The organism is Acinetobacter sp. YH12131, assembly GCF_013418635.1.
GTDB classification, from domain to species: Bacteria; Pseudomonadota; Gammaproteobacteria; order Pseudomonadales; family Moraxellaceae; genus Acinetobacter; species Acinetobacter towneri.
The window spans coordinates 20,011-33,129 of record NZ_VPBQ01000003.1; the positions used below are offsets into that span (position 1 = coordinate 20,011).

The 13,119-nt window shown below is 42.2% G+C and carries 15 protein-coding genes; 5 read left to right on the forward strand and 10 right to left on the reverse strand.

Translation table 11 applies throughout. The features are described from left to right. Nucleotides 1–563: 563 nt before the first annotated feature. On the reverse strand, nucleotides 564–1,160 hold the full coding sequence (wrbA, locus tag FTU66_RS02905) for an NAD(P)H:quinone oxidoreductase (RefSeq protein ID WP_026438329.1): 597 nt from the start codon (nucleotides 1,158–1,160) through the stop codon (nucleotides 564–566). Nucleotides 1,161–1,274: 114 nt separating this feature from the next. Here wrbA and FTU66_RS02910 point away from each other — a divergent pair, with 114 nt between their 5' ends. After that, nucleotides 1,275–2,522 (forward strand): YihY family inner membrane protein, encoded by a 1,248-nt coding sequence (locus FTU66_RS02910; RefSeq protein ID WP_178866098.1) that lies wholly within the window; start codon nucleotides 1,275–1,277, stop codon nucleotides 2,520–2,522. A 146-nt stretch (nucleotides 2,523–2,668) separates the two neighbouring features. Here FTU66_RS02910 and FTU66_RS02915 read toward each other — a convergent pair whose 3' ends face one another. The 6 genes from FTU66_RS02915 to FTU66_RS02940 all read right to left on the reverse strand — a co-directional run bounded on the left by FTU66_RS02915 (nucleotide 2,669) and on the right by FTU66_RS02940 (nucleotide 7,534). Then, nucleotides 2,669–3,607: a DMT family transporter gene (locus FTU66_RS02915; protein ID WP_096901725.1), complete on the reverse strand. Its 939-nt coding sequence runs from the start codon at nucleotides 3,605–3,607 to the stop codon at nucleotides 2,669–2,671. A gap of 166 nt (nucleotides 3,608–3,773) precedes the next feature. After that, on the reverse strand, nucleotides 3,774–4,178 hold the full coding sequence (locus FTU66_RS02920; protein ID WP_004976158.1) for a biopolymer transporter ExbD: 405 nt from the start codon (nucleotides 4,176–4,178) through the stop codon (nucleotides 3,774–3,776). Next, nucleotides 4,178–4,801, reverse strand: a complete 624-nt coding sequence (locus FTU66_RS02925; protein ID WP_096901723.1) for a MotA/TolQ/ExbB proton channel family protein — start codon at nucleotides 4,799–4,801, stop codon at nucleotides 4,178–4,180. Before FTU66_RS02925 ends, FTU66_RS02920 begins: the two co-directional genes overlap by 1 nt. Before the next feature lie 20 nt (nucleotides 4,802–4,821). Next, nucleotides 4,822–5,613, reverse strand: coding sequence for an energy transducer TonB (locus tag FTU66_RS02930; RefSeq protein WP_180112271.1), 792 nt, complete (start codon nucleotides 5,611–5,613; stop codon nucleotides 4,822–4,824). Nucleotides 5,614–5,874: 261 nt separating this feature from the next. Next, entirely contained in the window at nucleotides 5,875–6,741 is an 867-nt protein-coding gene (gene purU, locus FTU66_RS02935; RefSeq protein WP_004976151.1) for a formyltetrahydrofolate deformylase, read from the reverse strand. 91 nt (nucleotides 6,742–6,832) lie between these two features. Continuing rightward, a complete protein-coding gene (locus FTU66_RS02940; RefSeq protein ID WP_004976150.1) occupies nucleotides 6,833–7,534 on the reverse strand; it encodes a TetR/AcrR family transcriptional regulator in 702 nt (233 codons plus the stop codon). Between the two features lie 118 nt (nucleotides 7,535–7,652). Between FTU66_RS02940 and FTU66_RS02945 the strand changes: the two genes are divergently transcribed. The 4 genes from FTU66_RS02945 (at nucleotide 7,653) to FTU66_RS02960 (ending at nucleotide 11,547) form a co-directional block, all read left to right on the forward strand. Then, nucleotides 7,653–9,101: a coniferyl aldehyde dehydrogenase gene (locus FTU66_RS02945; protein WP_004976148.1), complete on the forward strand. Its 1,449-nt coding sequence runs from the start codon at nucleotides 7,653–7,655 to the stop codon at nucleotides 9,099–9,101. A 163-nt stretch (nucleotides 9,102–9,264) separates the two neighbouring features. Continuing rightward, complete coding sequence (gene rpmB / locus FTU66_RS02950; protein ID WP_004976147.1) at nucleotides 9,265–9,501, forward strand: 50S ribosomal protein L28; 237 nt, start codon at nucleotides 9,265–9,267, stop codon at nucleotides 9,499–9,501. A 16-nt stretch (nucleotides 9,502–9,517) separates the two neighbouring features. After that, nucleotides 9,518–9,673 carry a 50S ribosomal protein L33 gene (rpmG, locus tag FTU66_RS02955; RefSeq protein WP_004976146.1) on the forward strand — a complete coding sequence of 52 codons (156 nt, stop codon included), beginning with the start codon at nucleotides 9,518–9,520 and terminating at the stop codon, nucleotides 9,671–9,673. A gap of 158 nt (nucleotides 9,674–9,831) precedes the next feature. Beyond that, nucleotides 9,832–11,547: a cation:proton antiporter gene (locus FTU66_RS02960; RefSeq protein WP_154321057.1), complete on the forward strand. Its 1,716-nt coding sequence runs from the start codon at nucleotides 9,832–9,834 to the stop codon at nucleotides 11,545–11,547. Nucleotides 11,548–11,737: 190 nt separating this feature from the next. On the opposite strand, the gene FTU66_RS02965 is transcribed toward FTU66_RS02960, so the two are convergent. The 3 genes from FTU66_RS02965 to FTU66_RS02975 all read right to left on the reverse strand — a co-directional run bounded on the left by FTU66_RS02965 (nucleotide 11,738) and on the right by FTU66_RS02975 (nucleotide 13,053). Further along, nucleotides 11,738–12,016 carry a hypothetical protein gene (locus tag FTU66_RS02965; RefSeq protein WP_131261040.1) on the reverse strand — a complete coding sequence of 93 codons (279 nt, stop codon included), beginning with the start codon at nucleotides 12,014–12,016 and terminating at the stop codon, nucleotides 11,738–11,740. Nucleotides 12,017–12,119: 103 nt separating this feature from the next. Further along, complete coding sequence (locus FTU66_RS02970) at nucleotides 12,120–12,623, reverse strand: DUF6586 family protein (protein ID WP_180112272.1); 504 nt, start codon at nucleotides 12,621–12,623, stop codon at nucleotides 12,120–12,122. Nucleotides 12,624–12,798: 175 nt separating this feature from the next. Then, nucleotides 12,799–13,053: an RNA-binding protein gene (locus tag FTU66_RS02975; protein ID WP_004976139.1), complete on the reverse strand. Its 255-nt coding sequence runs from the start codon at nucleotides 13,051–13,053 to the stop codon at nucleotides 12,799–12,801. Between the last annotated feature and the right edge of the window lie 66 nt (nucleotides 13,054–13,119).

Consider the following 13,119-nt stretch of genomic DNA (forward strand, 5'->3'; position numbering starts at 1 on the left):
TTTCCTCAATCTCTCATTTTTACAGCAGTCCGTTGTGCTCAATACATTAGGGTCTGTTGACAATTCGTCTATGTTTGCGGCATGAGAGATATATCTCGCAAGGTTTTTTAGCTGATATAAGGCATGGGACAGGAAATTTAGTCATTCTAAATGACTGGCACATAACGCAATAGCAGCAAAAAATATGCTCGCCCCGAAAGGCTGTGGCTAAAACTTTCTCAGATTGCGTTATGAAACTTAGCAATAATCTCGCTATTCCTTGCGTTTCATGCCTGATCTGCTCAGTTTTAGCCTACAGCGCAAGCCATTTATGAAATGTCAACAGACCCTAGCCTGCAAAAAAAATGCTGCGTGAACCGTGACAGAAAACTCTGCTTTTAAAGCGGTTATTAGACGTGAAAAGAGAAAAACTGAATATCACTGCAAATGGTGATTTTAGGTGAAAAGTGAACTTATTTTTTAGCACGCTCAATGCTACATAAGCCAATCGAATTCAAGTACAAAAGATAAAAGCGTAAAACGATATCCACATTTTACGCTTCATCTTAATTAAAGAAAGAATCTCACATGCCCTGTAATTTTTTTACCATTTCACCTAGGCGTTGTCCTTGCGCTTCACAAAGGATTTTTTCATCCTGACTCAAAGCCTGATCGTGGCGCGGGCCGCTCACATGCGTTGCACCATACGGCGTACCGCCCGTTTTGGTATTTGATAAAGCAGGATGCGCATTATGCAATCCCATAATCATCATTCCGTGGTGAAACAATGGCGGCAACATGGTCAATAAGGTACTTTCCTGTCCACCATGCATCGAACCCGATGAGGTAAAAACGCAGGCAGGTTTATTGTGCAATGCGCCATTCAGCCACAGACTAGTGGTTTGATCCCAGAAATATTTCATTTCAGATGCCATATTGCCAAAACGTGTAGGTGAACCTAAAGCCAAACCTGCACAATTGGCCAAGTCATCCAAAGTACAATAAATATCACCTTCGGCAGGAATACTTGGCTCGGCTTGTTGCACCACGGTCGAGATATTTGGCACAGTTCTAATTTTAACGGGCATGCCACTAGCCTCTACCCCGTTGGCAATTAAATGTGCCATTTCTTTGGTAGAACCATATTTACTAAAGTACAAAACCAGAATATATGCTTGCATCATGCTAAGAAATCAGACTAAAAATGAAAACTATACGGTATTTTGCTGCTTTTTTGGTTAAGCTTAACCATGAAAACAGATAAAGATGATTAAAAAAGTTGAGACAGCCACTGTATGATCGTTGAGTATTTAAAGAAACTGCCTTTTTATGACAAACAATGGTTTCAATTTGTCTTATTTGTGCTGCGTCGCTTTGAAGCAGATCGCTGCCGTGAACAAGCAGGCTCTTTAACCTACACTACCCTGTTTGCCGTTGTACCTATGCTCACCGTATTTTTGGTGATCATCTCATCCATTAAGGCACTCGAACCTGCACGGCAACAATTACAACAACTGATTTACAGCAACTTTTTACCTAAAACCACCATCGCCTTTGATAAAGCCTTAAATGCCTTTACCGACAAATCTAGCAACTTAACCGTCATCGGGATTTTGTTTTTATTCGTGACCACGGTGATGATGCTGACCAGTATTGAAACTGTGTTTAACCGAATTTGGCGGGTTAAGGAAACCCGTGGCGGCATTATGGGTTTTATGCGTTACTGGACCATTATCTCATTAGGCCCTATTTTACTGGGCAGTGCTTTTGTCATTTCCTCAACTTTGGCATCTATGAATGTGCTGAGTAATAACTTTGCAGGTTATGAACTCAATGGCGCATTTATTTTATGGCTGATTTCATTTGCCCTAACCATTTTAGGTTTTTTTATTCTGAATTGGACCATTCCCAACCGCAGTGTACCTATTAAAGCCGCATTAATTGCGGGGGGTTTCAGTGCTGTTGTATTTGAATTTTTGAAAAACCTGTTTGGTTTTATTATGTCCAACTTCACCAGTTATGAAATTATTTATGGTGCTTTTGCTGCCGTACCTATTTTCTTACTGTGGATTTTCCTGTCTTGGAATATTGTGCTGTTAGGTGTTGAAATTAGTTATGCCTTGACCGCTTTTGAAGCCAGTCGCGAAAAAAAATGCCATCCGCTGCTCATGCTATTGGACTTACTGGAATTGTTTTACAAAAAACAAATGCGCGGAGAAAGTGTCACTGAAGCTGAAGCCTTAGATGTATTGGGACGTAATGAAATTGGGCGCTGGCCGTCTTATGTGCTGATGCTAGAACAACAAAATTTAATTAAACGTACTGAAAATGATGAATTTGTTTTGGTGCGCAATTTATCTCAGGTAGATTTTTGGAGTTTTTATTCACAGCTACCGTATTCATTGCCACGTCGTCAGGACTTGGCCAATGTCTATCCTGATGATGAATGGATGCAAAAACTTGGCCCCGTACTCAGTGAAACCGATGACTATTTGGCTGCCAAATTGTCGATTCCGCTCTCTAAGATTTTTGAAGAAAAATAATCTTGTACGCGCTCGCTAGATTTTAAATATCACCCATCTTCAAATTTAAACCCGTATTGAGCTACTAGGTTATTTGAAGATGATTTTTACATGACAACATTGCTGATGTTGAGTCTTGCTCAAGTTCATGGAAAAGCTGCAAATACTTATTTTCTTTTTAGTACTTGGGTTTTATGTTTAAACCAACATTGAGCATTCACCATCAACACCCCCAGCATGACCAAAACAGCCCCAATCATAAAACTTTGGCTCAAGCTTTCATTCAACAACCATACACCAAACAATACGCCAAATAATGGCGTTAAAAATGAAAACACGCCTAAACTGGATGCTAAATATTGTTTCAGCAACCAAAACCAAGCGAGATAGCTAATAAACGAAATCAATACCGCATGAAAAATCAAACTGCCTATGGCTAAAGCTGTCCAATGAATTTCAGCCTGTCCCATCCACCATGCCATCGGCAGTAAAATCAAAAAACCACCCATCAATTGGTAAAACAAAGTTTGTGTTGCAGGGGCTTCCGATAAACTACTTAGACGTACCGCAACAGTTGTGGCTGCCCAAAGTATGCCTGCACTCAGCGCAAGTAAATCGCCAAAAAGCATCTGGCTGAAGTTTTGGTGGCTCTCTTGTTGCACAGTATCACGCCATAAAAAAGTCACCGCTATGCCAGCAAAAGACAACAGAATCCCGCCCCATTGCAAGCGAGATAAACGCTCTGCAGGTAGTTTCCAATGCAACGCTAAAGCCACAAAAATAGGCGCGGTATATAGTAAAACCACCACATGCGACGCAGAAGTATATTGAATCGCCTGCCCTAACATAAAAAATTCTGCGGCAAATAAAATACCCACCAATATGCCTGCAGGCAGATATTCAGTCGAAGCCCATTGTGTATTTCTTGCAAGCAATAACAAAGGCAACACCATCACAGCAGACAAGCCTGAACGCAGTGCCAATTGCATCAAGGGTGAAATATCTGCCGCAGCAACTTTTAGCACCACTTGTTGCAGACCCCAAAAAACACACAAAATTAGCATCATACTGCTGGCTTTTGCATCAAGTGCTTGGCGTGAACTCATGGCTGAACCTGATCTGAGATAAAAAATAGACTTTAAAGTAAGCAGCGGACTCAACCTAAATCTTTTGGATATTCAACATCATTGAGTACTTGAGGAGTTTTGGCATTATGTGCGACTTTGCATAAAAAAAGCGACCTAAATAGATCGCTAATTTTTAAGGATTAACTTAATCATCTGTTGCGAAAGCAATATCACTGAGTCCGGCTTCACTCGCACGTGACATCACTTGCGCCACAGTATCATAACGCGCATCTTTATCTGCTCTTAACACCACGGTTGGCTGTTGAGCTTGCTGACTAGCATCATTAAAGCGGGTTTGCAACTCATCTAAACTAATGATTTGATCATCCCACGCCACTTCACCATTGGCATTGATACTGACCTGAATTTGCTCAGGCGGTAAATCAACAATTTCTGCGCTGGTTTGCGGTAAGGTTAATGGTATAGATGGGTTGGCAACGGTCGCTGTCACCAAAAAGATGATCATCAATACCAACATAATGTCGATCAGGGGAATAAGGTTCATCTCATTCATGCCTGAATCGTTGTCTTCACCCAATTGAAAAGCCATTAAACCTGACCTCCCACTAAACTTTGTTGTGTTGCATTCACTTCAGTTCTTTGAACAGAAGAATCTTGTTGCAACATGGTGTCAATCAACAAACTATGTGCATGATCTTGCAAATTTGTAGATAAGGTACGGTTCACACGCGAACAAATGTTGTAAGCAATCACGGCAGGAATCGCCACCGCCAAACCGAAGCCCGTCATAATCAACGCTTCACCAACAGGCGTTGCCACTTGAGCCAATCCCGCCTGACCGCTTTTTCCAACCGCAACGAGTGCATGGAAAATACCCCAAACTGTACCAAATAAACCCACAAACGGTGCTAATGACGCAATTGTACCCAGTACCGATACGCCTTTTTCTGCCGATGCTTTTTCTACCGAAATTTGACGCAATAAGGCTTGCTCAGCAACCGCTTTACGCTGCTCAAAATTTAAGGGCACCAGTTTTGCTTTAAGCTGATTTAAAGCCTGTGACAGTTGAGCATAAGCTTGTTGCTTCAATTGGCGCGTGCCTATCAAACGTAATGCGAAGATGGTCCATGTCGCAATCGACATCGCCAATAACACGAAATACAGCGTTTTGCTGACTGCATCTGCGTGTTGCCAATAGACGGAAAAGTTCATACTCGAACTCCTGTTGAAGGTTAGCCGTTAGGGTTCAATGTCAATTCAAAAGGCTGCTCAGCACGAATTGGATAAGCCACGCCATTTTCTTTGTACGGTTTGAATTTTGCACTACGCACTGCGCGTAAAATCTTTTGATCTAAAGCAGGTACACCACTAGAACGCGTAATTTGAGCATCGGTGATCACGCCTTTTTCATTGGCTTCAATCCGAACCACCACGTTACGGGTTTCCCCTTGTAAATCACGATTGGTATAAGAAGGTTTTGGAGAACGACTCCATTGCACGCCTGAGCCGCCAATCGACACTGTTTTTGGAGCAGAAGGTGCGACAGGAGCAGGTGCTGGCGCAACAGGTGCAACTGTCGGTTTCGGTGCAGGCTGTACCACTTTAGTTTCAGTCACCGTTGCTACAGGTGCAGGTTGCACCACACGTTCGACTGGTTTTTCTACGGGCTTCGCCACGGGTTTAGGGGCTTCTGCTTTTTTAACTTGCTGTACTTTTTCTACTTTTTTCGGTGGCGGTGGCAACGGTTTTTCTACCACAGGCACTTCTTTTACAGGCTGAGGCTTGGGTTTTTCAGGCTGTGGTTCAGCCTTAGGTTGCGGTGGCAACGGTTTAGGCTGTTCTTGAATTTTTACAAAGCGTACTTTTAAAGGTTCTTTTTCTATGGGCTTTAAGGTCGGAGTTTGCATTTTCCCCAATGCCCACAACACACCGACATGACCTAATGCAACCACAGCTAAAGCCGTCACAACTTTCTTTTTCATGGCATTGGGCATTTGTAGCATAGCGTTGGGAGATTGGTTCATTAAAGTCAGCGACCTTCAAAAGCAATTGCCAAACCATCACAGTTCCGAACGATCAAACTGATCGGTTAGCACAATTAAAGTAACGCAATAATAAATGAGAAGTGTTTTCATTTGCAACTATTTTTTAATAACAAACGTGAATCATCCAATAAATTTGCTATTTTAAAAACAGTTTAAATAAATGTTATAACATTACAATTTTAGCATAAAAAAACATGCCATGTCGGCATGTTTTAATTCGATTTTTAGATAGCTTTTACCCTATTGAAATACAACAGTTTTGTTGCCATCTACAATAATACGGTCTTCCAAATGCCATTTAACTGCACGTGCCAGTACATTACGTTCCACATCCTGACCCAATTCACGCAGTTGATCTACCGTAAAGTCGTGGTTTACACGCTCTACATCTTGCTCAATGATCGGACCTTGATCTAGGTCTGCTGTTACATAGTGTGCAGTTGCACCAATCAGTTTTACGCCTTTTTCATAAGCTTGTTTATATGGATTTGCGCCTACGAAAGCAGGCAGGAATGAATGGTGAATATTGATCACTTTCATTTCCCACTTAGAGACAAACTCTTCATCCAAAATTTGCATATAACGCGCCAATACCAACAAATCATTGCCTTGCATCAATTCATCAATTTTAGCGTAAGCTTCACGTTTATTTTCTTTATTAACAGGCACTACTTCAAACGGAATACCAAAGTTTTCTACCGCTTCACGCAAGGTGTCATGGTTCGACACCACTTTGGTAATTTCACATGGTAAACCACCACGTGAATGACGCCATAATAGTTCGAGCAAAGCATGATCAACTTTAGACACCAAAATGCCGACTTTTTTCACATCGCTGACCAAAGCCAAACGCCATTGCATTTCATAACGCTCTGCCACGTTAGAAGCAAAGGTTTGCAATAAGCTTTCTTTACGGCTTTGCAAGTGATCCAGTTCAAACTCAACCCGCATGAAATAACGCCCGCCCTGAGCTTCTGTTGCGTATTGATCAAGCGCGGTAATGTTGGCTCCTTGATGATACAAAAAGCTCGATACAGCCTGCACAATACCTGGCTTATCTTCACAGGTAATCAGTAAACGTGCAGTATTCGCAGTCGTCATATTCATGTTGTTTTTAGTCACTACTTGGTTAAATTGAAAAACAAGCCGAGTATTCTAGCGCGTTTCTCAGACATTCTAAATAGCCATTCTCAGTCTCTTAGTCGGCTTGAGTATTTTTACTGGATGATAAACTCTCAAACAGTTCAGATGTGCCTAGTGTTTCTAGTAAACGCTCATAGGTTGCACGACTTTCACCCCGTAAATATGCCCCTTCAAGGAACAGCATTTGACGTAAAGCCTGCCAAATCCATTTTTCTTCCAAATGGTTTGAATCGGTAATGTGACCCGACATATATAAGAAGTTCGTCCAGTTGGTCAGCACAATCCAAATATTGATAATCAAGGCTTCAATTTCTGACTCAGTCATTTGCATCAGACCCGCATCCACAAAGGCCTGATAAATTTTTTGTCCCTGCTGCATGACCTGTCCTGCAAAACGTGGATACATTTTGCGGAAATCTTCATTGGTTTCGACCAAATGATAGACATCACGATGCAAAAAACGATAAGCCCACAGCTGACTACTGAGAACCTGAAAATAACGAATTTTGTCATTGGCATCTAAGCCACGATTTTCAGGCAAAGCCAGCATTTCTAAAGTTTCTTGCTGATATTGTTCCATCAGCTCTTTAATAATTTCGTTCTTATTGCGGAAGTGGTAATACAAGTTTCCTGGGCTCATGCCCAGTTCTGCCGCAATATGATTGGTTGTTACCGAACGCTCACCACGCTCGTTAAACAATTGCAAACTCAATTGCAAAATACGTTCTTTGGTTTTCAACGTTTTGGTTTGAGACATCCTAAAAACAACCATTCTTTAAAATTTGGGGGGGCATGAAAACATAAAGTCACTTGACTGATTAGAGTAAATACTCTAAAAATTAACTTATATTGCTTTTATTGAATGGTAACATGCCATGAACAGTCAAACAAAAACAACTTCAATGACCCCACATTCACCCGATTTACAACGTCTGGATGATATTTTGGCATTGCAGAAATATGCCTATCAGCGTCATCCTGTCCCAAGTGCCAAAGAACGCATTGAACGCTTAGCCCGCTTAAAACGTGTGATTGTGAAATATCAGGATCAATTTGCCGAAGCCATTAACCGTGACTATGGCAACCGCGCCATTGCAGAAACCAAAATTGGTGAATTACTTACCTGCTTGGAACATATCAAATATTACAGCAAAAACCTGACCGACTGGATGAAGCCATCTAAACGTCAGGTTGGTATTATCCACCAACCTGCAAAAGCATGGGTACAGTATCAACCTTTAGGGGTAATTGGCATTATTGCACCTTGGAACTATCCGCTGCTGTTGTCTTTAGGCCCACTGATCTGTGCTTTGGCTGCAGGCAACCATGCCATGATCAAAATTTCCAGTGCTTCTGCGCATTTTGGTAAAGTACTGGAAAACGCCATGAGCGAAGCATTTCCACAGGAATTGGTGGCAGTAATTAATGGCGGCGGTATTATTTCCGATGCGTTCTGTCATTTGCCTTTTGACAAAATTATTTTCACAGGCTCTACCGAAGTCGGCAAAACTGTAATGGCTGCCGCGTCACAAAACCTTGTGCCTGTCATTTTAGAACTAGGTGGAAAATCCCCTGTTTTGGTGCATCCATCTAGCGATATGGTCGATGTAGCGCAGCGTATTGCGGTAGGTAAACTCTGGAATGCTGGACAAACCTGTGTTGCACCCGACTATATGTTCTTGCCTAAAGGCAAAACTGCCGAATTTATGGAGCATTTCGAGCAATTTGTGACCGAAATGTATCCGCATATTCGTGATAACCAAGACTACACTTCTATTATTAATGACAAACAATATCGTCGCTTACAGGGCTATTTAGAAGATGCACGTGAGCGAGGTGCAAATATTATTGAAATTAATCCGCAAAGTGAAAATGTGGCTGCAACCCGTAAAATGGCACCAACGGTACTGACCAATGTCAGTCCAGACATGCAAATTATGCAAAATGAGATCTTTGGTCCAGTCCTGCCAATCTTAGAATATGAACAAATTGATGATGTAATCGAGTTTATTAATAGCCGACCGCGTCCTCTTGCTTTATACTATTTCGACTTTGATCAGGCGCGTGCCGACTATGTCGCACAGCGAACCCATTCAGGGCATTTCGGACTCAATACTGTATTGACCCACGTTGCACAAGATGACTTACCATTTGGTGGTGTTGGTGCATCGGGCATGGGGAAATATCACGGTCCAGAAGGTTTTTTCAGCTTGTCACATGAACGGTCGGTAATGTCTAATCCGAAGCTTTACAGCTTGAAGTTCATTCTCCCCCCATTTGATAAGCCGATTCATCGATTGATTTCGAAGACGCTTCTTCGTTAACTGATCAAGGCATGAGCTATCAAACACGCTCATGCTGTTTTTGAAGAAAATCGCTTGTCTTTTAAGCGTATTTTTGATATAAAACGCCCCTTGAATGAATTCATCCGTTTATTTTTGACTGGCCATACAGATTTGCTGTTGGCTAAATCAATGGAGTTACACCATGTCTAAGGTTTGCCAAGTTACCGGCAAGCGTCCAGTCGTTGGTAACAACGTCTCACACGCCAACAACAAAACTAAGCGCCGGTTCGAGCCGAACCTGCACAACCACCGTTTCTGGTTAGAAAGCGAAAAACGTTTCGTACGTCTTCGTTTAACCACTAAAGGTATGCGTATTATCGACAAATTGGGCATTGAAAAGGTTGTTGCTGACCTTCGTGCTCAAGGTCAAAAGATCTAAGTAAGGAGTCAGGACAATGCGTGATAAGATTCGCTTAGTTTCTACAGCTGGTACAGGTTATTTCTATACCACTACTAAAAACAAACGTACTATGCCGGAAAAAATGGAAATCAAAAAATTTGATCCAAAAATCCGTCAACACGTAGTTTTCAAAGAAGCTAAAATCAAATAATTTTAGCTTTTTTAAAAAACGACCTTATTCAGGTCGTTTTTTTTTGCACTTTTTTTGCCTCACTTGTTAAAATTTCCTCGTTTTCTTTTTTGGCACTATTTGTGCTTGTCTTATTTCAGTCTTTTGACCGCACCTTCACCATGGCTTAGGAGTTTCTCGTGCCTCATGATGTAGAACTCATCATCTTACTTGCCGTTGGTTTTAGCTTGGCACTGGTATTTGGCTATATCGCTGCGCGCTTACGCCTTCCACCGCTTATGGGCTATCTGATTGCAGGTGTCATCATTAGTCCCAACACACCGGGCATTGTGGCAGATATTCATCTTGCCAACCAATTGGCAGAACTTGGGGTCATGTTCCTCATGTTCGGTGTTGGCATGCATTTCTCGCTAAATGATTTAATGCAGGTACGACGCATTGCTTTGCCTGGTGCAGTATTGCAGATCGCCGTGGCGACCCTGCTCGGTGTAGGCGTGTCGATGATGTGGGGTTGGAGTTTTGGTTCTGCCTTAATTTTTGGCTTGAGTCTGTCTTGTGCCAGTACCGTTGTGCTCTTAAAAGCATTGGGTGATCGTGGCCTGCTCGACTCCGTGAACGGTAAAATTGCCGTAGGCTGGTTGTTAGTTGAAGACTTAGTGATGGTCTTAGCATTGGTGCTTTTGCCTGCCACAGCTGTATTACTGGGTGGACAAGCTATCGACAATGCCAGTGATGAAAATATTTGGCTAACACTCGGGCTGACTTTACTGAAAGTTTCAGGCTTTATTGCCTTTATGCTGATTGTTGGCAAACGCCTTGTGCCCTTCATTATGCAAATTGTGGCTCGCTTAGGCTCGCGGGAACTGTTTACCCTGACTGTGGTCGCTGCTGCGGTATCAATTGCCTTTGGTGCTTATAAAATCTTTGGCGTGTCGATGGCACTTGGGGCGTTCTTTGCGGGGATGGTGGTCAAAGAATCTGATTTCAGTCATCGCGCCGAAGAAGAAACTTTACCCTTACGTGAAATTTTCTCCATTCTATTTTTCGTTGCTGTGGGCATGCTGTTTGACCCGCGTATTCTGATAGAAGAACCACTGCACGTTTTAGCGGTCGTCGGCATTATCATGGTGGGTAAAACCATTGCAGCCATGGCATTGGTCTTGTTCTTCCGCTATCCACTCAATACAGCCTTGACCGTAGGCGCGAGCTTGGCACAAATTGGTGAGTTTTCCTTTATTTTGGCAACGCTAGGTGTATCTTTACAACTGCTGTCACTAGAAGGACAAAACCTGATTTTAGCAGGCGCACTCATTTCAATTACCCTCAATTCCTTTGTTTTTTCTGCGATTGAGCCTGTGCAAAACTGGATTCGGGAACGCTCTTATTTGGCGCGTTTGCTTGAACGCAGCAATGACCCTTTAGCCATGCTGCCCGATGAAGTTTCTCAAGATTATTTACGTGATCAGGTGGTGATTGTTGGACATGGTGAAGTCGGACGCCGCATTACTCAAAATTTAATGGCTGAAAATATTAAGGTCGTGATTGCAGAAGAAAACCGTGAAATTGTCGAAGACTTACGCGAAAAAGGCATTGCTGCAGTCAGCGGCATTGCCACAGAAGCGGGTGTACTGATTCAGGCACATATTCAACATGCACGACTACTCGTTCTCTCGCCTATGGACATTCTGGATATTCATAAAATTGTGGATATTGCCAAAACCCTAAACCCTGAAATTCAGGTTTTGGTGTGTGCAGAAAGCAAAGCCGAAGCGGAAGTAATTCGTAAAGACAACATTGGTGAAGTGTATTTTGCCAAAGAAGAAATGGCGAAAAATATGAGCAATTATATTTTAAATCAAATTGAAATTGCCCATCATCAGCCACCAACGCATTGAGCATCATTCATCTAAAACCCATAGCCAAAATCACAAAAAGCGCACCGTTTAAGCTGCGCTTTTTTGTTGACGTATAGATTAGCTTTCACTGTGTTGATGAAAAACTATCTAATACTGTCCATGATTTTAACCAAAGCAGATAGACAATCTATTCATTAAAGATAGCTCATCACCGAAAGACCTTTTCGGATTAACTCATAAATTGCGGCTGTTCATCCACAATTTCGGCATGCCATTCATTGACCTGCTTTTCCAACAAGCCAAATAATGCCGCCTGAATCATGTGCTGTGCCACAACAGCCGTCTGATCGCCCAATATGGCTTTGACTTCGTCATTGAACTGGATTTTGACCAATGGCTCTTTCTCTGAGCCTGCATTACGCAATGCCAACTCGCCACCTTCAAGCTGAACCAGCTCTAAAATTGCTTCCTGATTACCAAATAATTCTTTCAATTGCTCTATAGACATATATCCTCCATGCTCGACATGGCGGCAAAGGCGCTTGCACTTTGCATCGTTCAGAATATTTATATCGGGCTGATCAGATTTTTTTCAAGGGCGTTTGGTCGGCTTAAAATTCCACCATTTCATTACGAAAACCATCAATCAACTGGGTTAAGTCACGATGCCATTCGCGCAAAATTTTCGTATCTGGTAGCCATGCTTGCGGAGATTGCGTGACTTTAATAATCAAATTGGATGACGTTTCCTGTTCAGGTCCTGGTGCACTTGGCTCGGGCGTGTACTGACATAAACGATAAGCGCGCTTTAACTCTGCAATAAAACCCGATTTGCTCAGTTGCTCTAAAATTGCCACTTCAGGGGAAATCTGCCCTTTGGCTGCCATCAATTCTTCAATTGATTTAAGGGTTGGATTACTGTCATTTAAACGATAATACCGCACCAATTCCTGCAAAAAAGCCAGCACCGCGCCATTTAAATGAAACACCGCAGCTTCACGATGTGCCTGCGCTTGCTGAACATGCTCGGTTTGCTCGGCCTGCTGACATGAAAGACGGGCGAAATATAATTTCTGATTGGTACGATCTGCATGAAAACGAGCAACACGGGACATGAGCATTTCCTCAATTTAGCGTTCTAAGAAGCTTAGATTAAACCGATTTTCCTGCAACACCCAATAAAAAATACACTATTTTTACTGCGATAAAATCGCGCACCAATGCAGTGCCAATCTCGTATTTTTACTAAAAATCACGCATAAAAAAGGAGCATTTTTTGCTCCCTTTGAACTATTTTGATGCAGGTTTATCTTCTGCTGCTTTGACACGTATTCCATGACCATGCAGACGCAAAGTATTCAGCGCTTTAATGGCTTTTACTGCCTCACGTGCATGTGGCATTTCTACAAATGCAAAACCTTTAGATTTTCCTGTTGCAGCATCCAACACCAAATTACAAGATTCTACAGTGCCATATTCCTGAAAAAGCTTTAACAATTCTTCTTCAGTCACTGTACGCTCTAAACTACGAACTAAAATTTTCATCTTACAACCTTAAAATAGGCAAAAAACATCAAAAAGCACTCGCCTACTCTACTTTTTGCAGGAAAC

What these genes read in the sequence shown, in the direction of transcription:
- wrbA (WP_026438329.1), bottom strand. Translation starts at nt 1,160, where the DNA reads ATGCAAGCATATATTCTGGTTTTGTACTTTAGTAAATATGGTTCTACC.
- FTU66_RS02910 (WP_178866098.1), top strand. Translation starts at nt 1,275, where the DNA reads ATGATCGTTGAGTATTTAAAGAAACTGCCTTTTTATGACAAACAATGG.
- FTU66_RS02915 (WP_096901725.1), bottom strand. Translation starts at nt 3,607, where the DNA reads ATGAGTTCACGCCAAGCACTTGATGCAAAAGCCAGCAGTATGATGCTA.
- FTU66_RS02920 (WP_004976158.1), bottom strand. Translation starts at nt 4,178, where the DNA reads ATGGCTTTTCAATTGGGTGAAGACAACGATTCAGGCATGAATGAGATG.
- FTU66_RS02925 (WP_096901723.1), bottom strand. Translation starts at nt 4,801, where the DNA reads ATGAACTTTTCCGTCTATTGGCAACACGCAGATGCAGTCAGCAAAACG.
- FTU66_RS02930 (WP_180112271.1), bottom strand. Translation starts at nt 5,613, where the DNA reads ATGAACCAATCTCCCAACGCTATGCTACAAATGCCCAATGCCATGAAA.
- purU (WP_004976151.1), bottom strand. Translation starts at nt 6,741, where the DNA reads ATGAATATGACGACTGCGAATACTGCACGTTTACTGATTACCTGTGAA.
- FTU66_RS02940 (WP_004976150.1), bottom strand. Translation starts at nt 7,534, where the DNA reads ATGTCTCAAACCAAAACGTTGAAAACCAAAGAACGTATTTTGCAATTG.
- FTU66_RS02945 (WP_004976148.1), top strand. Translation starts at nt 7,653, where the DNA reads ATGAACAGTCAAACAAAAACAACTTCAATGACCCCACATTCACCCGAT.
- rpmB (WP_004976147.1), top strand. Translation starts at nt 9,265, where the DNA reads ATGTCTAAGGTTTGCCAAGTTACCGGCAAGCGTCCAGTCGTTGGTAAC.
- rpmG (WP_004976146.1), top strand. Translation starts at nt 9,518, where the DNA reads ATGCGTGATAAGATTCGCTTAGTTTCTACAGCTGGTACAGGTTATTTC.
- FTU66_RS02965 (WP_131261040.1), bottom strand. Translation starts at nt 12,016, where the DNA reads ATGTCTATAGAGCAATTGAAAGAATTATTTGGTAATCAGGAAGCAATT.
- FTU66_RS02970 (WP_180112272.1), bottom strand. Translation starts at nt 12,623, where the DNA reads ATGTCCCGTGTTGCTCGTTTTCATGCAGATCGTACCAATCAGAAATTA.
- FTU66_RS02975 (WP_004976139.1), bottom strand. Translation starts at nt 13,053, where the DNA reads ATGAAAATTTTAGTTCGTAGTTTAGAGCGTACAGTGACTGAAGAAGAA.